The following is a 19,786-nucleotide window of genomic DNA, read 5'->3' as shown; positions in this document are numbered from 1 at the left end:
ATCTTGCGATTTGCCTTACTCTCTTATTTGTATGCTGTCAATCCAATATGTTTATGAACGTGTCTTCTTATTCTATTCTCACTTGTATTTCAAAGCGAGTGCAAAAGTAAAAACTTATTTCGAATTAGCAAAACTTTTTTTAGAAAATATTTTTTCTTGTTTTTTCGCTAAGCCCCGTCTTTACTGAAGCGGACTGCAAAGATACTACCTTATTTTTTACTTATCCAAATTTATTTTCGTAAATTTTTTAAAGTTTATTTTAAGTAATTCTTGCTTCTCTTTTTGTCTATGATCGTCTGCCTCTAGAGTCGTTATCACTTCTCTAATGCGGATGCAAAAGTAGTATCTTTTCCTTTACTTCCAAACTTATCTTTGAATTATTTTCAAGGTTTTTGAAAACTATTTCTTAACTATCTATTATATCACCTTTTACGAGTAAAAGTTTTTTTATCTTTTTTTAAAAGTTATTGCGCTATGGCTTCTCTATACTATATATACGTAAGGCTAGATGGTAGAGTGTATTTAATATTGTAATCTAGTATATATAAGTGTAAGTATTGAGAATATCCCTTGTTATGACCTTTCTAGCGATTTATACATATTATATTACCTTATATAGAGGTGTTTTATCTTCCTTTTTATAATATCTATACTTATAGAGTCCTGTTTTTTTAAAGAAAACACCGCTATAAAGTAGCTATTACCTTGTTTTAAAGAAAAATAGATGTAGTTTTTTTATTCTCACTTTGAGCAAATAACACCGTAATCAGTTGTTTACCAACAACTAACAAACATTACTACTATTTTCTACCTAAATAACCAACTCTTCCCTACCCCTTAGATAATCTCTGTTCACACCCTTTGCTTCAACACCCCTTCAACATTTCTACAAGATTACTCTACCTGAGCACCTGTTTATTGAAGCAATCTTGAACAGATATTGTAGCACTCTTGAACAAGACTAATTAAATCACAGCAACAAAAAAGCCCTAGACTGTATAAGCCAGGGCTGTAGATAATGTTTTTTTATAAATAAATCTCTTGTCTCATGACAAGAGGTCAAACCTCTATTTATTTCTTCTCTTTAAAGGATGCTAACATTAAACAAATGTTCTCAAATATAACCAATCATAAAATAGATTTCATATATTCTAGAAAAGCGAAAAGCGATACCTGTTCGATATCGCTTTTCAAATCCCCTTAAAAAGTAAATTTCTTTACTTGTATTCTTGTTTTTAAAATTCCATAACCTAAACGGTTATAAGAAAAAAGCCAGTCAATGACTGGCTTCTCTGCTCCCCCTCTTGGGCTCGAACCAAGGACCCTCTGATTAACAGTCAGATGCTCTAACCAACTGAGCTAAGGAGGAAGGTGATGTCTTACCTTTATTGCGATGCAAATATAGAACGATTTTTTAGTTCTGCAAACACAACAAGCATTTTTTTTATATTTTTTTCATCTAATTAAAAATTGCCTTATAAATATCATTCCCATTAGCGAATAACAGTAATGCAATAAGTATGAAGAACCCAACCATCTGAGCGTTCCCCAAGAATTTATCACTTGGCTTTCTTCCAGAGATCATTTCGTACAATAAAAAGATAACATGTCCTCCATCTAGAGCAGGGATTGGTAATAAGTTCATCACTCCTAACATGATAGACAACATCGCTGTAATACTCCAAAACACTTGCCAGCTCCAGAACTGCGGGAAGATGTCATAAATCGCTTTAAACCCTCCTACTCCTTTATAAGCACCTGTTTCAGGTTGAACAATTTTCTTTAACTGTCCGAAGTAACTCATGATTCTATCTTTACCCATATGCAAACCAGCAGGAATGGCTTCTACTAAAGAATACTGTTCTCTACTAATCTCATATAGTCCTAATTTTTGTAAATTATCAAATGGCAAAGCAGGAGCATAATATGTCTCTATCTTACCTTCTTGATTTACCTTTACATCAACAGTCGTATCTTTTCCATCGCGATTCACTACAACAGCAACAGTCTTTCCTTTGTTCTCTTCTAAAACATTGCTTACCATATCAAAAAAAGGTGTCTCTACCCCATTAATAGACTTCACAATATCTTTAACCATTAATGTACCTTCATTAATAGAGTTCTCTCCAAAACCTCCTACAATAAAAGGAATACGCAGTCCTATAAAACCATTCCCTTTATTCTCTGTGATTTGCCCAAGAAAATCAACAGGTAACTGTACATGTTCAACTACACCAGCACGCTCTACCTCGATATCTTTCCCCATAAGGATCGCCTCTGGCAGGCTATTAAACTTCACAATCTCCCTTCCGTCAACCGTCAATACCTTATCACCCGTCTTCAGACCAGCTTCTTCTAATATAGGGTTCTGAACCCAGATTCCGCTCTTTACATCTTTATTAGCAATATATGATTCACCATAAGCATAAGCCATACCAATATAGATAACAAAAGCTAAAATAAAGTTTACCGTAACTCCACCTAACATAATAATCAAACGTTGCCATGCTGGTTTAGATCTAAACTCCCATGGTTGTGGTTCACCAGCTAATTGGTCTGTATCCATACTTTCGTCTACCATACCAGATATTTTTACATATCCACCTAATGGCAACCACCCAATACCATAAACCGTATCTCCTATTTTCTTTTTAAACAAAGAAAACTTAACATCAAAAAACAAATAAAATTTCTCTACACGTGTTTTAAAAAGTTTAGCAGGAATAAAATGTCCTAACTCGTGTAAGATAATTAGCAACGACAAACTCAATAAGAATTGAGATAATTTAATAAGTATATCCATTTTTATTTTTTACAGACTCTAAAATTATTCAGACAAAAGTAAAATATTACTTTAACTAATCTCACTTTTTTTTAAATCAAGACTTAAATTATCAATTCTTTCACACAAATAACTAGATAAACAAAGTGTAATAAAGCAAAAAAGCACTTCACATATTATTTCAAAGCTACTCTATTAATTAAATTATTATTTAGAAAAGCTAATAAAGTACCAAATAAAGTGCATAATGTTCTACAAAACTTATAAAGAGGTACGTAAAATAGCTGTTAATAGAAAAGTATTTTCTAACTTTGCTTTACAATTAATATTTATAATATGTTACAGATAGCTTTTATTAGAGAAAATCAAGAGCAAGTGGTTAAAGGATTAGCCAAAAGAAATCTTGATGTTGCCGATTTGCTAAAAGAAGTGCTTGAATTAGATGAGAAAAGAAGAAGCACACAGGTGGAATTAGACAATGTATTAGCAGAATCGAACAAACTATCCAAAAGCATCGGGGAGTTGATGAAAAGCGGTGAAAAAGCAAAAGCTGAAATCATCAAAGAAAAAACATCAAACTTACGTGACCAAAGCAAACAATTAACTGAAGAGCTTAATAATGTATCTGCTTTATTAACAGAGAAGTTATATACTATACCAAACGTACCGACAGACATAGTGCCTGCTGGTAAAGACGCTGATGATAACTTAAATGTATTCGAAGCAGGAGAAGTACCTACTCTACATGAAGGTGCTCTACCACACTGGGAATTAGCAAAGAAATATGACATCATTGACTTTGAACTAGGAAATAAAATTACTGGAGCAGGTTTTCCTGTATATAAAGGTAAAGGAGCTCGTCTACAACGCGCATTAATCTCTTACTTCTTAGACAAGAATACAGATGCAGGATATAGAGAATACCAAGTGCCTCACTTAATCAATGAAGCATCAGGATACGGTACAGGACAATTACCAGATAAAGAAGGACAGATGTATCACAGTACTGTTGACGATTTATACTTAATCCCAACAGCCGAGGTACCTGTGACTAATATCTTTAGAGATGTTATCTTACAAGAGACTGAGTTACCTATTATGTGTACAGCTTATACACCATGTTTCCGTAGAGAAGCAGGATCATATGGAGCACACGTAAGAGGTCTTAACCGTCTTCACCAATTTGACAAAGTAGAAATCGTACGTATCGAACACCCAGATAATTCTTATCAAGCATTAGACGGAATGGTAGAACATATTAAAGGACTATTGAACGACCTTAAACTTCCATATAGAATCTTAAGATTATGTGGTGGAGATATGGGATTCACATCAGCACTTACTTATGACTTCGAAGTGTTCTCTACAGCACAAGACAGATGGTTAGAAATTAGTTCTGTATCAAACTTCGAGACATTCCAAGCGAATAGATTGAAATTAAGATTTAGAGATAAAGATGGTAAAAACCAATTAGCACATACTTTAAATGGTAGTTCATTAGCATTACCTCGTGTACTAGCAGGTATCTTAGAAAACTATCAAACACCAGAAGGAATCGTAATTCCAGAAGTTTTACGCCCTTATACAGGATTTGATATTATCGACTAATTAAAACCAATAACCTTATAAAAAAAGCACCAAATATTCGAAATAAGACATTTGGTGCTTTTTTTATCTTTGCAAAAATAAAATCACTCAGTGTATTTAAAATTATGATCATATATAATATCACAGTCAACATTCATGAGAGCGCACATGACGTATGGATGCAATGGACAAAAAATGCTTATATACCAGGTATATTAGCAACAGGAAAGTTTGACAAAGCTAAAATCGTGAAGGTACTCATAGAAGAAGAAATGGGTGGAAAAACTTATTCTATTCAATTCGAAACAAAGAGCAAAGAATTACTAGATCAGTTCTATAAAGAAGACTTTGATCGTTTTGAGAACGAAGCTAAACGCCTTTTCGGTGAGCTTATGCTAACATTTAAGACAGAACTAGAACTAATCAGCGAACATCAATAAGATAACCATGGATAAAGTAAGAGCAAAAAAACACTTAGGTCAGCATTTCTTAACTGACGAAAGTGTCGCAAAGAGAATCGCTGATACCTTGACATTAGAAGGATACAAGAAGGTATTAGAGATCGGTCCAGGTATGGGAGTTCTAACAAAATATATATTAGACAAACCGATAGAAACATTCGTAGTAGAGATAGATACTGAGTCTGTAGATTATTTACATGCTCATTATAACAAGCTACACGACCATATATTCGCACAAGACTTTCTAAAATTCGATATAGTACGTGCTTTTAATCAAGAGCCTTTTGCTGTAATCGGTAACTTCCCTTATAATATCTCTACACAGATCGTGTTTAGAGCATTAGAGCTAAGAGACTACATCCCTGAGTTCTCAGGTATGTTCCAAAAGGAAGTAGCAGAACGTATCTGTGAGAAAAAAGGAACTAAAGCTTATGGTATACTTTCAGTATTAGCACAAGCATTCTATGAAACAGAATATTTGTTTACTGTAGATGAACACGTATTTAACCCACCTCCAAAAGTAAAGTCAGGGGTAATGCGTATGATCCGTAAAGAGGATTACAGTCTACCATGTAGTGAAAAATTATTCTTTACAGTAGTAAAAACTGCCTTTAATCAGAGAAGAAAGACATTACGCAACAGCTTAAAAAGCTTTAACTTGCCAGAGGAAATAAGATCGGAAGAAGTATTTAATTTAAGACCAGAACAATTAGACTATAAAGAATTTATAGAACTAACACAGAAAATAGAAGCCTATGGAGTTTAAAATCAGTAGAGAATCTTTACAACAATTCGAAGATTTAATCGCTGAAAAAAATGAAAAGGAATTATTAGAAATTCTTAAAGATTTACACTATGCCGATATAGCAGAGATTATGAATGAGCTTTCAGGAGAGGAAGCGATTTATATATTTGACATATTAGATAGTGAAGTAACAGCAGAAATCCTTTTAGAATTAAATGAAGATGTCCGTGAAAAAATATTAAAAACTCTATCACCTAAAGAAATTGCGGAAGAGTTAGATGAATTAGACACGGATGACGCTGCTGATATTATCTCTGAACTACCAGAATCTAAGAAAGAAGAAGTACTTTCAGAGCTGGAAGACTTAGAGCATGCAAAAGATATTGTTGAGCTTTTGCGTTATGACGAAGACACGGCAGGAGGATTAATGGCCAAGGAATTTGTATCAGTCAATGAAAATTGGTCTGTACTTACTTGTGTCAAAGAAATGCGCAAACAAGCTGAGAATGTATCACGTGTGCATTCTATATATGTACTAGATGATGATGGCCGTCTAAAAGGGAGGCTATCTCTTAAAGACTTACTGACTTCTTCTACTACAACACACATCAGTGATGTCTATATTCGAAATGTAGATTACGTAAAAGTAGATACTAAAGATGTAGAGGTAGCTCGTATTATGCAGAAATATGACTTAGAAGCTATACCAGTAGTAGATGAGATGGGAAGGCTAGTAGGTCGTATTACCATAGATGACATCGTAGACGTTATTAAAGAAGAAGCAGATAAAGATTACCAATTAGCAGCAGGTATTTCTCAAGACGTAGAGGCTAACGATAGTATCCTTATGCTGACCAGAGCAAGATTGCCATGGTTAATACTCGCCATGATAGGTGGATTCGTAGCTGTTAATGTATCTAGAAGCTTTGAAGGAGCTATGGAGAAGTTTGGTGTACTATTCTTCTTCACCCCTCTTATTGCAGCTATGGCAGGTAATGTAGGAGTACAATCTTCTGCTATTATCGTACAAGGACTCGCTAATAATTCTATCACTGGATCTATATGGAAACGATTAGGAAAAGAAGTAACACTTAGTTTATTAAATGGTTTCTTACTTGCTATCCTAATGATGCTAGGAAGTCACTTCTTACTAGGAGTCGATTACATTATAGGTATCACTGTATCTATAGCACTGATTAGTGTAATTATCATCGCCAGTCTTATCGGTACTTTTGTACCTATCTTACTGAATAAGTATGGTATAGACCCCGCCTTAGCAACAGGTCCTTTTATCACGACAAGTAATGATATATTTGGAATCTTAATTTACTTTTCAATTGCAAAAGTTATTTTAGGTTTCTAAATTGTTTAAAGCTAAATCACCACAATGAACACTAAGAAAGTATTACATATAGATAGTAATCACCCTTTAATGATTACACAACTAGCTGAGCTGGGATACGAAAATGTAGAAAACTACACTGCTAGTAAAGAAGAAATAGCTGAAAGTATACATGAATATGAAGGTATCATTATTAGAAGTCGCTTTTCTATCGACCAATCTTTTTTAGAGAAAGCAACTAACTTAAAGTTCATTGGACGTGTAGGTGCTGGTCTAGAAAACATAGACTGTACATACGCAGAGGCTAAAGGTATAGCACTTATCGCTGCTCCTGAGGGCAATAGAACTGCAGTAGGAGAACACGCCTTAGGGATGCTACTAAGCCTAATGAATAAACTCAACTTAGTCGATCAAGAAGTAAGACAAGGAATCTGGATTAGAGAAGGAAACAGAGGACATGAAATAGAAGGTAAAACAGTAGGTATTATAGGCTATGGAAATATGGGAAATGCTTTTGCCAAACGCCTTCAAGGGTTTGACTGTGAAGTAATCTTCCACGATATCAGAGAAGGACTAGAGAATGCCTATGCAAAACAAGTAAGTTTAGCAGAGTTACAAGAAAGAGCAGATATACTAAGTCTACATACTCCACAGACACCGGAGACCATGTATCTAATCAACAAGGAAGTAATCCAAGGGTTCAAAAAACCTTTCTGGTTTATAAATACTGCTAGAGGGAAGTCTGTCAATACTATAGATCTAGTCGAAGCTCTAAAGTCTGGTAAAGTAAGAGGAGCTGCATTAGACGTATTAGAATACGAAAAGTCTTCTTTCGAGAATATGTTTTCGGATAATACTCTTCCTGAACCGATGCAATACTTAATACAAGCCAAGAATGTCTTACTATCTCCCCATATCGGAGGATGGACAATAGAGAGCAAGGAAAAACTAGCTCAAACGATTATAGACAAAATCAAAGCACTATACTAAAAACAAAAAGGAGTTTCAATTGAAACTCCTTTTTTATGACTCTTGCTTTTCACTTTTGTTATTTTCTTCTTGAATCTTTCTTTCAAGTTCTGCTTCGAATTCTTCCATTACAGGCTTCACTGTACTTTCTGGTAGATCAGCAATCTTGATATACATCAGACCATCAATTGCATTATTAAACAATGGATCGACATTAAAAGCGATTACCTTTGCATTCTGCTTAATGTATTTTTTAATCAATACAGGCAATCTTAACTTTCCTGGTTCTACATCTTCAATGATCTTATCGAATTTATTTAAATCAGAATCTGTTTCACTAAAGATCAAATCTTTCTCACTATCCTTAAGATTTACTTTATATTCCATCTTAGGAGTGACATACTGAGCGATATAAGGATCAAAATAATGTGATCTCATAAACTCAATCATTAATGATTTAGAGAAATCAGAGAACTGATTACTAATACTCACCCCTCCTATCAGATACTTGTGCTCAGGATATCTCAATGTAGTATGTACAATACCTTTCCACAATAAGAATAGAGGCATTGGTTTTTGTTGATATTCTTTAATAATAAAAGCCCTTCCCATCTCTATAGACTGAGACATCATAGGATATAGCTCAGATTCAAAGCGGAACAACTCGTTTAAATAGAACCCATTGATTCCATATTTCTTATAAATCTCTGTCCCTAATCCCATACGATATGCTCCACAAATCTGTTGAGTATCATTATCCCATAAGAACATATGGTGATAATATTTATCATACTGGTCTAGGTCTAGTTCATTATTCGTTCCTTCTCCTACTTGTCTAAACGTAATTTCTCTTAAACGTCCTAATTCTGTTAGAATAGTTGGTATTAGCTCTGATTTACACAAGAATATTTCGTAATTTTTACTTTGCAATAATCTATAATCACCTTCTCTAAGCGTATTAATCTCTTCTAAAATCTTCTCTACTGGCTGTGCCTCAATAATATCTTTCACGCTTTTTGGTAATTTGAAATTAAATGACGGTACTTTAATCCATTTACGTATATCTTCATCCTTATAAGCATTAGACAATAAGTATGTTTTAAAACGCAGGAAGTTACCATAATCATTTATATCATAGTGTTCACTCTGTTCTTCTACTGATATCGGTCTACCTATCCTTACTTTGATTACTCTATTTTTTTGAGTCAATAGTTCAGAAGGTAGTTTAGCTGTACGCAGTGTAGGATTTATCTGAGACAAGAAATAGAACAACTTACTATTCGTTGCATGAAAATAAATAGGCACTACAGGTACATTTGCTTTCTTTATCAGTTTAATAGCTCCTTCTTCCCAAGGTTTATCTACTATAAGTTTATCATCTTTATACGTAGACACTTCTCCTGCAGGAAATATCCCTAGGGGCTTTCCATCACTTAAATGTCTTAAAGTATCTTTTAATCCTATAACGCTTGATTTAACATCCTTATTGTTCTCAAAAGGATTCACAGGCATAATATAAGGCTTTAATGGCTCTATGCGATGTAATAAGAAGTTAGCGATAATTTTAAAATCAGGATCATGTTCTAACATCAATTTAAGCAATAGAATACCATCTATTCCTCCTAATGGATGATTAGAAATAGTTATATAAGGCCCTTTCTTAGGCAATCTTTTAAGTTCTTCTGGATCTATTTCAAATTCTATTTGAAACTCTTCTAAGATAGCATTTAAAAAATCTAGATTAGACAAATGCTTATTGCGGTCGTAAATTTTATTTAACGTAGTGATCTTAAGTGCCTTCATCAACATCCACCCCGAAAAGGTTCCTAGAAAACCATACTTATCTACGTTAATTGCCTTTGCTACTTCTTTCGCCGTTACTAACCCCATTAAAAATCAAAATTAAGTAATACAAATATACTAAAATCTTCAGCTATTCCATTTTATTTTATCAGACTAGTACTATTATTCATAAAAAAGAAATTACAAAATGTATAAATAACTGATTAAAACAAAGATAAGATATTAAATCAAAAAATATATTTTTTATATTTTTGATTTTTTAAACTACATACTCATTTTATATGAAGATAATCTCGTATAACGTAAATGGAATACGTGCTGCTATAAACAAAGGATTTATAGAATGGATTCAAGAAGAGAATCCGGACATTATATGTCTACAAGAAATAAAAGCAAAAGAAGATCAAATCCCTGTAGCAGATATACTAGCTGCCGGATATCCATACCAATACTATTATTCTGCTCAGAAAGCTGGTTATAGTGGAGTAGCTATCTTGTGTAAGCAAGAGCCTAAGAATGTAGTATTCGGGACAGGCATTGACTACATGGACTTCGAAGGTAGAAACTTAAGAGTAGATTATGACAATATCTCTGTGATGTCTCTATACCTACCCTCTGCCTCTAATATAGAGAGATTAGATTTTAAATATCAGTATATGGATGACTTCTTTAACTATATTAATGATTTAAAAAAAGAAATTCCAAATCTAGTGATCTGTGGAGACTACAATATCTGTCACCAAGCTATCGACATCCATGACCCTGTGCGCAATGCTAAAGTATCAGGTTTCTTGCCAGAAGAACGTGCATGGCTAGACAAGTTTATCAACAATGGTTTTATAGACAGCTTCCGTATGTTTAACCAAGAGCCACATAACTACAGCTGGTGGACATACAGAGCTAATGCTCGTAACAATAATAAAGGGTGGAGAATAGACTATCACCTCGTGACAGAGAATATGAGAAGTAAGATAAAACACGCGACTATACTACCAGATGTAAAGCACTCTGATCACTGCCCAATACTTGTAGAGATAGACGCATAAACCCTATTTCCCCTTAATAAAACAACAAACTATGTCAATTAAAAAGATTAGCCTAGGCTTACTAGCTCTTACCATGTTATCATCATGTGTGACACGCAAGTTATACAATGAACTAGATCAACAGTACAAAAATGCATTAGCCGAAAACGAACAGCTAAGTAGTGAATTAGATCTTATGAATAGTTCTAATACAGACTTAGAAAATATCAAAAGACAACTAGCCGCTCAGTTAAAGGAATTGCAACAAGAAAGAAGTAATCTTAATGCTGAGATCGCTGCTGCACAAAACAAATTAAGAGACTTAGAAAGCTCTTACAACAATCTAGAGAAGCACAGTGAGGAAACACTAAAGGCAGAAGCTGCTAGACTAGCTAAAGCCAAAACTGAACTAGAAGAAAAATCAAGACGTGTAGCAGAATTAGAGAGTATCTTAGCTGCTAATGATAAGCAGATGCGTGCCCTAAAAGACAATCTATCTAATGCCTTAAATGCATTCGAAGGTAGAGGACTGACCATTGAACAAAAAAATGGGCGTGTCTACGTCTCTATGGAGAACAAATTATTGTTTAAATCCGGTAGCTGGACGATCAGTGATGAAGGCAAAGAGGCAGTAGTAGAACTAGGTAAGGTATTAGCAGACAATCCTGATATCACGGTACTGATAGAAGGACATACTGATAATGATAAGATATTAGGTAACTTAGGAGATGGAGTGAAGACCAATTGGGACTTATCTACTAAACGATCTTTAACTATCGTGTCTATTCTAGAGCAAACGCCTCAGATAGATAAGAGAAATCTTACAGCTGCTGGTAGAAGTGAATATGCTCCGCTATCAAGTAACAACACTGCTGAAGGCAAGGCAAAGAACAGACGTATAGAAGTTATCTTAACTCCTAATCTGGATAAAATCAACTCTATGCTGAATCAATTATAGCATTAAAAGAAAATATAAAATACCCTTTAAAAGGCGAGATGTTAAGCATTTCGCCTTTTTTTACATCATAACAATACACTCACTTCAGATTTACCTGTTTTTTTCAACAGTTTATACTTTTCTTAAGCAATTTCTCTAAAAAAATAGTTACTTTTCACACACATTAGCAGTCCTAATTTGTATTTGTCTGCTATAATGCTTATATTAAAACAGCTATAAATATAAAAGCCATAATTACATGATGATTAATAACTATCTAGTTACTAATAATATTAACTCTATTATCAATACAGAAGATTTCAACGGGCTATATCAGTGGTTCTATAATCTGCTAGACTTCTTAAGTTTATCAGAGTACGCTACCCATGTTGTGACAGCGATTCTATTACTAACATCTTTTACGATCTGTATGTTCATTTTAGATTATATTCTGAAGAACTTCTTTATCGTATTAGTGAAGACTTTTAGTTCTAAAACTAAAACGACATTTGATGATCTATTAGTACAGAATAAGTTCTTTCACAATGTTACTCATTTAATTCCAATCGCTTTAGCCAAAATACTGTTCCCAATCTTCTTTTTAGGCTTTCCAAACCTAACCAAGTTTGTAATGTCCCTAACAGATATATTAGTCACAGTAGCCTTGACATTAGTGATTAGATCCACTATACGCAGTATTCGTGACTACCTAAAGAGTAAGCCACGTTTGGCTGATAAGCCTCTAGATAGTTATGCTCAGGTATCTAGTATACTAGTTTATTTCTTCTCAGGAATTATTATATTCTCTATCATCACAGGTACAGACCCTATCAAATTCTTAATCTCATTAGGAGCAGCCTCTGCTATCCTTATATTAGTATTTAAAGATACTATTATGGGATTCGTAGCAAGTATTCAAGTCTCTTCTAATGATATGGTACGCGTAGGAGACTGGATAGAGATGGCTAAGTATGGTGCAGATGGTACTGTACTAGAGATGAACTTAAGTACGGTAAAAGTGCAGAACTTTGACAAGACAATCACCACCATACCTACCCACCTTCTGATTAGTGACTCATTTAAAAACTACAGAGGAATGCAGACTTCTGGAGGTAGAAGAATTAAGAGAAGTATCAATATTAAAATATCTTCTATTCGCTATCTAGAGAAAGATGAGATAGAACTACTGAAAAAGATACAGCTATTAGCTCCATATATAGAAGAGCGTCAAAAAGAAATAGAAGAATATAACGAGAGAACACAAGCTGATCAATCTATGCCTATCAACGGACGTAGGATAACAAATATAGGAATGTTCAGAGCGTATGTGACGAGATACATACAGCAGAATCCTAATATTCACAAAGAATATCCTCTGATGGTAAGGCATCTACAGCCTACAGAGCACGGGCTACCGATAGAGATATACACCTTCACGAATACCACTGTATGGGCAGTATATGAGAATATCATGGCAGATATATTTGACCACGTATTAGCCGCTGTAGATTATTTCCACCTAGATGTATTCGAGTTGCCTTCTTCTGATGACGTAAGGCATTTCATACAGAACAGTACTACTAATCATGATTCGTTTGGTAACTAAGGATACTTATTACCATGATTATAACAGGTCGCTATAGCCTGTCTTCTCTTAGACATGAAAGAAAGACTATAATATAGTAAACTACATACGACGAACACGGTCATGGAGTATCTCTATGACCGTGTTCTTATTTTATAGCCCTAATTTCTCTATAATGCCTTCTACTTGTTGTTCTGTAGTTGTGAGTTTCTCTTTACAGAACACTATTAGTTTAGACGCGCGCTCTACCTTACTCGCTAATTCGTCTACTGTGACTTCATCATTCTTTAAGTCATTCAGAATTACCTCTAATTCTAAAGCGGCTTTTTCATAAGTAAGTTGTTCCATTGCTTCACTTCTTTTATTTCTGCTAATATAATTCTATACTTCTTATTATAGATCGCTATCTCTAGCTCATCTCCTATATTTAATTCTTGGTGTTCATTCAACAGTTGTCCATTGTGCATCACGATCGCAAACCCTTTCCGTAGAATAGAACTCAGATCATACGCTGTCATAATCTCTTCGAAAGTAACTAATCGCACACGTTCTTTCTTCAACTGTCCTTTTGCCTGATAGGCTAATTTTTCTAACGAAGTATTCAGTTGTTGTTGATGTGAATAGATACACTGTTGTGCTAAATAAGCTATTAACTTCGTTTTCTCTTTTAGTGTCTGCGTTTCTTTACTAGCTATGCGTTGAGCACGATAGGAGATAGACTGCGTTGCACTCTCTATAAACGACTCTTCTGTATGAAGGCGTTTCCTCACCTCTGTTATCAATCTATTAGATAATGAATCTAACTCTTGTTTCTTTTGTTTGCCTTGTGCTACTCCGTATAGCCTTATCTCCTTCTCTGCTACTTCTAGCCTATGCTGTTCAAGAGTGATATACTGGGCATATGACTGCATAATACCTTCATACATCCTACTGATATCCGTATAGAACATAGCTGTCTTCTCCACGATATAAGCAGCTACAGCACTCGGGGTCTTAAAGTATCGATTAGCCACAAAGTCTGATAACGAATTATCAGTCTCATGTCCTATCCCTGTAAACACAGGAGTATGACTCATCGCTAGTGTTACTGCTAACTCATAGTGATTAAACACATCCAAGTCTAAAGCTGACCCTCCTCCTCTAATCAATACAATCACATCATATATATCGGGCTCTATCTCACTAAATGCTTCTTGTATTGAAGTTATAGCTCCATCGCCCTGCACCTGACAGTCATAATGGTCTATATGATAGACGAAATTATACTCGTTCTCTGTTAGCTGTTTTATAAAATCTACATGACCAGCAGTCCCTTTAGAACTAACTAACGCTATGCGCTGAAGCACAGTAGGTAGATACAGCTCTTTATTTTTCTGATGGTATCCTTGCTCTACTAGCTTTCTTAGATTCTCCTGTTTTATGCGTTCTACTTCTCCTAATGAGTAAGACAAGTCTATCCGATGTATATTAATAGACATCCCATATAGATTACTAAACGTGACTTCGCAATAACACATAATCTCAGCACCGTTCTTCAATATCTCATTTGCATTCTCACCTAATGATTTTTTAATCACATAAGCATTAGATTGCCAGATATTCGCACGACACTTAGCTAATATAACACCATCTCTATGCTCTACGAGTTCTAAATAGAGGTGCCCCTTTCGGTCTTCCTTTAGCTGGCCTATCTCTACCCGTAGCCAGAAGTAGTTATTAGATATAGCATTATCCACTATATCCTTTACTCTATGGAGGATAGTGCTTAGTCGATAATACTTATTGTCTATATACATCTGTTTAAAATCTAGAAACTCTATAGACCAAAAATACAATCTTTATTAAGATATCTAAACGAAATTCACAGTCATCGTTTCTCATTATTACATTTATGAATAGCACAAAAATAACTCCGAAAAAAGTCTAAAGTACTTTAGCGAGTAGAATTGCTATAATTTATAACAACTCCTTACTTATACCTTCCCATTTCACGAGGGTTGTCTTTTATTTTATTAACTTCATTCTTTATGATTACTATTTGCTAGGTTATTGATCGGTAAGTGATCGGCTAGTTTATAGCACTTTTTAGCCGATCACATGCCCATCACTAGCCGACCACAATCCGACCACCCCTATAAAAACATAAAAAACACAATATCATACTCATACTTAATCGCATAATATTCTTTTAATCAGCATAACTTTTTTATCTTTGTTAACCATTAAAAAATAAATATGACTACCGTAAAAATCATCAATAAATCTAAACATTCATTGCCAAATTATGAGACTAATCAGTCTGCAGGTATGGATCTTAGAGCGAACTTAGAAGAACCTATCACACTAAACTCTCTAGAGAGAGCCATCGTACCTACAGGTCTATTTATAGAACTACCTGAGGGATACGAAGCACAGATCAGACCTAGAAGTGGATTAGCTGCAAAAAGAGGAATCACTTTACTAAATAGCCCTGGTACTATTGATGCTGATTATAGAGGTGAAATAGGTATTATCTTAGTCAATCTGTCAAAAGAACCTTTCGTGATAGAGAACGGGGAACGCATTGCTCAAATGGTAATCGCTAAATACGAACAAATCCAATGGCAACCTGTAGAAGTACTTACTGATACAGAGAGAGGTGCTGGAGGTTTTGGGAGCACTGGAGTAAAATAGATATTGTAATATAAAGATACTAGAAAATGAAAATTATTGTACCAATGGCTGGTCGTGGGTCTAGACTTCGTCCTCACACATTAACTGTTCCTAAACCATTAATCCCTATCGCTGGGAAACCAATTGTACACCGATTAGTAGAAGATATCGCTAAAGTTCTTAACGATACGATAGATGAGATTGCATTTATCATCCACGAGAGCTTTGGAAAAAAAGTAGAAGAAGACTTAATCGCTATCGCTGCTAAATTAGGAGCGAAAGGGACTATCTGCTATCAAAACGAAGCTCTAGGAACTGCTCATGCTATCCTATGTGCTAAAGAAGCTATGCAAGGGCCTATCGTGGTAGCGTACGCAGATACGTTATTCCGCGCTGACTTTAACCTAGAGAAAGATGCTGACAGCGTTATTTGGGTAAAGCAGGTAGAAGATCCTAGTGCATTCGGTGTAGTACAACTAAATGATAAAAACGACATCGTAGATTTCGTAGAGAAGCCTAAAGAGTTTGTATCTGATCTAGCGATCATCGGTATCTACTACTTTAAAAGTGGTGAAACGTTGCGCAAAGAATTAGAGTACTTACTAGATAATAATATTATCAAAGGAGGTGAATACCAGCTAACAGACGCACTAGAAAATATGAAGCAAAAAGGAATGCGCTTCGTACCTGGTCAAGTAGATGAGTGGATGGACTGTGGTAATAAGAATGTAACTGTAGACACAAATAACAGAATGTTAGGCTTCTTAGAACAAGAGGACGCTAACTATGTATCTGATAATGTAGTGCTAGAGAACAGTACGATCATCCGTCCATGTTATATCGGAGAGAATGTAGTACTAGTGAATACGACTGTAGGGCCTAATGTATCTCTAGGAGACAACTGTAAAGTAGAAAATGCTACAATCAAAAACAGTCTTATCCAAACAAACTCTACGATCAGAAATGCAAATCTAGATAATGCTATGGTGGGTAACCATGCTACTTATGACGGTAAGCATACGAGTATCAGTATCGGGGACTACTCTGTACTAGACTAAATCATGATATAGACGTCTCCTGTATATACCGATGATATATCTATTTGACTATATCTTCATCATTATTTAATACAGAAACAGACTCTAAAATATTAAATCCGTTTTAAACTTTATTTAAAACGGATTTTTTTTATCTATCTTGCTACTATAAAATAGTTTTAGACAATTATGAGAAAGATATCCCTACTTATTATCTGTACTTTATTTCTAGTTGTAGGATGTAAGAAGAAGAACATGGATGGTATACTAGACGAGAGTGAGGCTAGTAATGCTAAAACTGTGCTTACAATTCTAAACAACCACAATAAACAAATAGTAGACTTCACTACCACTGCTATTCGCTCTTCTGCTTCTTATGAGGCGGATAACGAATCTAAGAAGTTCTCTATGGATATCTTTATCGAAAAGGATAAACAGATCTTGCTGAACATTCGCTTTATAGGTATTCCGATAGCTAAGGTATATGTAACTCCAGAAGGAGTGCAATACTATGAGAAGTGGAATAAGGTATTCTTCAAAGGAGACTTCAGTATGCTAAGCCAATGGCTAGGGACAGACCTTAACTATACTAAGTTTCAGAATCTGCTACTAGGTCAGGCTCTAGATGCCCAATCGGGAACTAATAAGTATGAAGCATCTATAGAAGAAGGATTGCACAAAATCAAAGCGAAAGTAGAGGAAGATATCCAATCCGCTTACTTCTTCGAAGATCAAAATGGATTATTAAAAAAAGAAGAGATATCTCAGGCATCTAGCAATAGAGTTGTCACTATTTCGTATCCAGAATATAAAAAAGTGGGAAAATATACGACTCCTACTGAAATAAATATAGATGCAAGACAAGAAAAAAGCATACATTTGAACATTCGTTATGACAATGTGACTTTTAATGATAACTTGAACTTTAATTACAAAGTTCCAGCAGGTTATAAACAAGTCGGAATAAAACAATAAGATCAACAAGAAGTAATCTACAAATGAGACGAGCGTATTTATCCTTATTATTAATATGTACTGTTTTTGCTTACGGGCAAAAGAAAGAAACGCAAGAACAACTGGAGCGTAGAAAGCAGCAAATCTTAGTGGAGATAAATATTGTCAAAGATTTACTTAAAAAAGAAAAGACGAAAGAGAGAAATATTCTATTAGAAATAGATGAGAACAACCGTAAGATTAACTTAAATAGACAGTTAATAAACAATGTTCAAAAACAAATATCTGTAACGAATAGCAATATCTCTAAAACAGAAAAAGAGGTTAATACCCTAGAAGCAGAATTGGCTAAGCTTAGAAAAGACTATGCTGATCTGGTATTAAAATCATATAAAACAAAGTCTAGCCAAAGTAGACTGATGTTCGTATTATCATCAGATAACTTCCTTCAAGCTTATAAACGAGTACAGTATATGAAACAATATGCTGACTATAGAAAATCTCAAGCAGATGAGGTGAAGGCTAAAGCTGAATCTCTAAAAGAGGCACTAGCTAGACTAAGTACACAAAAAGCAAAACAACAAAAACTACTTACTGAACAACAACAGAACGAAAAGAATTTACAAGAGGATCTAGGAGAACAAAAGAACCTAATGTCTATCGTACAAAAAGATCAGCAAAAGTATAACAAACACATCAAGCAAAAGCAAGAGGAGACAAAGGCAATCGATAGAAAGATTAAGCAATTGATCAAAGAAGCGATTGAAGAAGCGAACCGTATCGCTAGAGAAAAAGCAGCTAAAGAAGGTAAGAAGACGACTAAGTCTACTGCTTCTACTAAGTCTGCTACTGCCTTTGAGCTTACTCCAGAAGGGAAGATCGTAGCAGATAACTTTAGAGCTAATCAAGGTAAGCTACCTTGGCCTGTAGCTAAGGGATATATATCTCTACCTTATGGAGATCAGCCTCACCCTGTACAGACTCAGCTGACGATACACAATAGCGGTGTAGAGATTACTACTGAGGCAGGCTCTAGAGCTAGAGCGGTATTCGGAGGGGATGTACTTCAGGTACAGGTATTACCTGGTGGTAATAAAGCTGTATTAATACAACATGGAGATTATATAACTGTTTATCAAAACTTAGGTGAGGTATCTGTCAAAAAAGGAGATAAAGTAAGTCTAAAACAAGACATCGGATCTATCAGTACGAATAGTAATGGTCAGACGGTGTTGAAGTTCTTACTGTCTCGAAATACTGATATCTATAACCCACAAAGTTGGTTGAGCAGAAGTAATTAATTCATATATCATACTATGAGTACACAGTCATCATTCAATATATTTAAATGGGTAAAAGAGAACAAAGATTTATTAAAACCACCTGTTGGCAATAAAAACATTTACCCAGAAGCATCTGATTATATCATTATGGTCGTAGGTGGCCCTAATGCTAGAAAGGATTTTCACTATAATGAAGCTGAAGAGTTCTTCTTTCAACTAGAAGGAACTATCTATATCGATATACAAGAGAATAACGAGCGCAAGCGCATTACCTTAAACGAAGGAGATATTTATCTACTACCTGCTAAGGTACCTCACTCACCTATCCGCACAGAGAACTCTGTAGGCCTAGTAGTAGAGAAAAAGAGAAAAGACCCTGGTGCAAAAGATGGCTTAATGTGGTTCTGCGAAAATTGTAATCATAAACTATATGAGGTCTATTTTGAGCTAACAGATATAGAGAAAGATTTCTTACCTCATTTTAAACATTTCTACTCATCTGAAGAACTGAGAACTTGTGAATGCTGTCAGACTGTGATGCCTACTAATACAAAATTCGTAGAGTAGTAGATTACTGTACATTACACTCCCTGTCATATTTTTTTTTTATATTAGCAAGTAACA

General features: G+C 34.8%; 17 protein-coding genes and 1 tRNA gene. 13 read left to right on the top strand and 5 right to left on the bottom strand.

The window, feature by feature from the left end:
• Positions 1-1,295: 1,295 nt before the first annotated feature.
• Together HX049_RS07855 and rseP are read right to left on the bottom strand one after the other, a co-directional pair.
• Positions 1,296-1,369, bottom strand: a tRNA-Asn gene (locus HX049_RS07855).
• Positions 1,370-1,459: 90 nt separating this feature from the next.
• Positions 1,460-2,803, bottom strand: a complete 1,344-nt coding sequence (gene rseP, locus HX049_RS07850) for an RIP metalloprotease RseP (protein ID WP_286415229.1) — start codon at positions 2,801-2,803, stop codon at positions 1,460-1,462.
• A 315-nt stretch (positions 2,804-3,118) separates the two neighbouring features.
• Here rseP and serS point away from each other — a divergent pair, with 315 nt between their 5' ends.
• The 5 genes from serS (at position 3,119) to HX049_RS07825 (ending at position 7,907) form a co-directional block, all read left to right on the top strand.
• A complete protein-coding gene (gene serS / locus HX049_RS07845; protein WP_006260406.1) occupies positions 3,119-4,390 on the top strand; it encodes a serine--tRNA ligase in 1,272 nt (423 codons plus the stop codon).
• Positions 4,391-4,494: 104 nt separating this feature from the next.
• Positions 4,495-4,809 carry a DUF4286 family protein gene (locus HX049_RS07840; protein ID WP_286415227.1) on the top strand — a complete coding sequence of 105 codons (315 nt, stop codon included), beginning with the start codon at positions 4,495-4,497 and terminating at the stop codon, positions 4,807-4,809.
• Between the two features lie 7 nt (positions 4,810-4,816).
• A complete protein-coding gene (rsmA, locus tag HX049_RS07835; RefSeq protein WP_286415225.1) occupies positions 4,817-5,596 on the top strand; it encodes a 16S rRNA (adenine(1518)-N(6)/adenine(1519)-N(6))-dimethyltransferase RsmA in 780 nt (259 codons plus the stop codon).
• Positions 5,586-6,938 carry a magnesium transporter gene (gene mgtE, locus HX049_RS07830; RefSeq protein WP_286415223.1) on the top strand — a complete coding sequence of 451 codons (1,353 nt, stop codon included), beginning with the start codon at positions 5,586-5,588 and terminating at the stop codon, positions 6,936-6,938. The genes rsmA and mgtE overlap by 11 nt, the downstream gene beginning before the upstream one ends.
• Before the next feature lie 24 nt (positions 6,939-6,962).
• Positions 6,963-7,907, top strand: coding sequence for a 2-hydroxyacid dehydrogenase (locus HX049_RS07825; protein WP_286415221.1), 945 nt, complete (start codon positions 6,963-6,965; stop codon positions 7,905-7,907).
• 33 nt (positions 7,908-7,940) lie between these two features.
• Here HX049_RS07825 and HX049_RS07820 read toward each other — a convergent pair whose 3' ends face one another.
• Positions 7,941-9,776 carry a lysophospholipid acyltransferase family protein gene (locus HX049_RS07820; protein ID WP_286415220.1) on the bottom strand — a complete coding sequence of 612 codons (1,836 nt, stop codon included), beginning with the start codon at positions 9,774-9,776 and terminating at the stop codon, positions 7,941-7,943.
• 194 nt (positions 9,777-9,970) lie between these two features.
• Here HX049_RS07820 and HX049_RS07815 point away from each other — a divergent pair, with 194 nt between their 5' ends.
• From HX049_RS07815 to HX049_RS07805, 3 genes are all read left to right on the top strand, one after another.
• Complete coding sequence (locus HX049_RS07815; protein WP_286415218.1) at positions 9,971-10,735, top strand: exodeoxyribonuclease III; 765 nt, start codon at positions 9,971-9,973, stop codon at positions 10,733-10,735.
• A gap of 31 nt (positions 10,736-10,766) precedes the next feature.
• A complete protein-coding gene (locus tag HX049_RS07810; protein ID WP_286415217.1) occupies positions 10,767-11,672 on the top strand; it encodes an OmpA/MotB family protein in 906 nt (301 codons plus the stop codon).
• A 238-nt stretch (positions 11,673-11,910) separates the two neighbouring features.
• Positions 11,911-13,257 carry a mechanosensitive ion channel family protein gene (locus HX049_RS07805; RefSeq protein ID WP_286415216.1) on the top strand — a complete coding sequence of 449 codons (1,347 nt, stop codon included), beginning with the start codon at positions 11,911-11,913 and terminating at the stop codon, positions 13,255-13,257.
• A gap of 132 nt (positions 13,258-13,389) precedes the next feature.
• On the opposite strand, the gene xseB is transcribed toward HX049_RS07805, so the two are convergent.
• The gene (gene xseB, locus HX049_RS07800) at positions 13,390-13,584 is read right to left on the bottom strand and encodes an exodeoxyribonuclease VII small subunit (protein ID WP_286415215.1); all 195 of its coding nucleotides are present in this window, start codon (positions 13,582-13,584) and stop codon (positions 13,390-13,392) included.
• Complete coding sequence (gene xseA / locus HX049_RS07795; RefSeq protein WP_286415214.1) at positions 13,551-15,032, bottom strand: exodeoxyribonuclease VII large subunit; 1,482 nt, start codon at positions 15,030-15,032, stop codon at positions 13,551-13,553. Before xseA ends, xseB begins: the two co-directional genes overlap by 34 nt.
• A gap of 439 nt (positions 15,033-15,471) precedes the next feature.
• Between xseA and dut the strand changes: the two genes are divergently transcribed.
• From dut to HX049_RS07770, 5 genes are all read left to right on the top strand, one after another.
• Positions 15,472-15,909 carry a dUTP diphosphatase gene (dut, locus tag HX049_RS07790; RefSeq protein ID WP_006258022.1) on the top strand — a complete coding sequence of 146 codons (438 nt, stop codon included), beginning with the start codon at positions 15,472-15,474 and terminating at the stop codon, positions 15,907-15,909.
• Positions 15,910-15,935: 26 nt separating this feature from the next.
• The gene (locus HX049_RS07785; protein ID WP_286415213.1) at positions 15,936-16,946 is read left to right on the top strand and encodes a sugar nucleotidyltransferase; all 1,011 of its coding nucleotides are present in this window, start codon (positions 15,936-15,938) and stop codon (positions 16,944-16,946) included.
• A gap of 168 nt (positions 16,947-17,114) precedes the next feature.
• Entirely contained in the window at positions 17,115-17,900 is a 786-nt protein-coding gene (locus tag HX049_RS07780) for a DUF4292 domain-containing protein (RefSeq protein ID WP_286415212.1), read from the top strand.
• A gap of 23 nt (positions 17,901-17,923) precedes the next feature.
• Positions 17,924-19,180, top strand: coding sequence for a murein hydrolase activator EnvC family protein (locus tag HX049_RS07775; protein WP_286415211.1), 1,257 nt, complete (start codon positions 17,924-17,926; stop codon positions 19,178-19,180).
• Between the two features lie 15 nt (positions 19,181-19,195).
• Positions 19,196-19,729 carry a 3-hydroxyanthranilate 3,4-dioxygenase gene (locus tag HX049_RS07770; protein WP_286415209.1) on the top strand — a complete coding sequence of 178 codons (534 nt, stop codon included), beginning with the start codon at positions 19,196-19,198 and terminating at the stop codon, positions 19,727-19,729.
• Positions 19,730-19,786: the final 57 nt, after the last annotated feature.

Source organism: Myroides odoratimimus (assembly GCF_030326305.1).
Lineage (GTDB): Bacteria > Bacteroidota > Bacteroidia > Flavobacteriales > Flavobacteriaceae > Flavobacterium > Flavobacterium odoratimimum_A.
This window is presented reverse-complemented; position numbering and strand designations above follow the sequence as displayed.

Bases quoted from the DNA above. Each gene is read 5' to 3' on its own strand.
- dut (WP_006258022.1), top strand. From the start codon at position 15,472: ATGACTACCGTAAAAATCATCAATAAATCTAAACATTCATTGCCAAAT.
- HX049_RS07805 (WP_286415216.1), top strand. From the start codon at position 11,911: ATGATGATTAATAACTATCTAGTTACTAATAATATTAACTCTATTATC.
- HX049_RS07785 (WP_286415213.1), top strand. From the start codon at position 15,936: ATGAAAATTATTGTACCAATGGCTGGTCGTGGGTCTAGACTTCGTCCT.
- HX049_RS07815 (WP_286415218.1), top strand. From the start codon at position 9,971: ATGAAGATAATCTCGTATAACGTAAATGGAATACGTGCTGCTATAAAC.
- xseA (WP_286415214.1), bottom strand. From the start codon at position 15,032: ATGTATATAGACAATAAGTATTATCGACTAAGCACTATCCTCCATAGA.
- serS (WP_006260406.1), top strand. From the start codon at position 3,119: ATGTTACAGATAGCTTTTATTAGAGAAAATCAAGAGCAAGTGGTTAAA.
- HX049_RS07820 (WP_286415220.1), bottom strand. From the start codon at position 9,776: ATGGGGTTAGTAACGGCGAAAGAAGTAGCAAAGGCAATTAACGTAGAT.
- HX049_RS07840 (WP_286415227.1), top strand. From the start codon at position 4,495: ATGATCATATATAATATCACAGTCAACATTCATGAGAGCGCACATGAC.
- xseB (WP_286415215.1), bottom strand. From the start codon at position 13,584: ATGGAACAACTTACTTATGAAAAAGCCGCTTTAGAATTAGAGGTAATT.
- HX049_RS07780 (WP_286415212.1), top strand. From the start codon at position 17,115: ATGAGAAAGATATCCCTACTTATTATCTGTACTTTATTTCTAGTTGTA.
- HX049_RS07810 (WP_286415217.1), top strand. From the start codon at position 10,767: ATGTCAATTAAAAAGATTAGCCTAGGCTTACTAGCTCTTACCATGTTA.
- mgtE (WP_286415223.1), top strand. From the start codon at position 5,586: ATGGAGTTTAAAATCAGTAGAGAATCTTTACAACAATTCGAAGATTTA.
- HX049_RS07775 (WP_286415211.1), top strand. From the start codon at position 17,924: ATGAGACGAGCGTATTTATCCTTATTATTAATATGTACTGTTTTTGCT.
- HX049_RS07770 (WP_286415209.1), top strand. From the start codon at position 19,196: ATGAGTACACAGTCATCATTCAATATATTTAAATGGGTAAAAGAGAAC.
- HX049_RS07825 (WP_286415221.1), top strand. From the start codon at position 6,963: ATGAACACTAAGAAAGTATTACATATAGATAGTAATCACCCTTTAATG.
- rseP (WP_286415229.1), bottom strand. From the start codon at position 2,803: ATGGATATACTTATTAAATTATCTCAATTCTTATTGAGTTTGTCGTTG.
- rsmA (WP_286415225.1), top strand. From the start codon at position 4,817: ATGGATAAAGTAAGAGCAAAAAAACACTTAGGTCAGCATTTCTTAACT.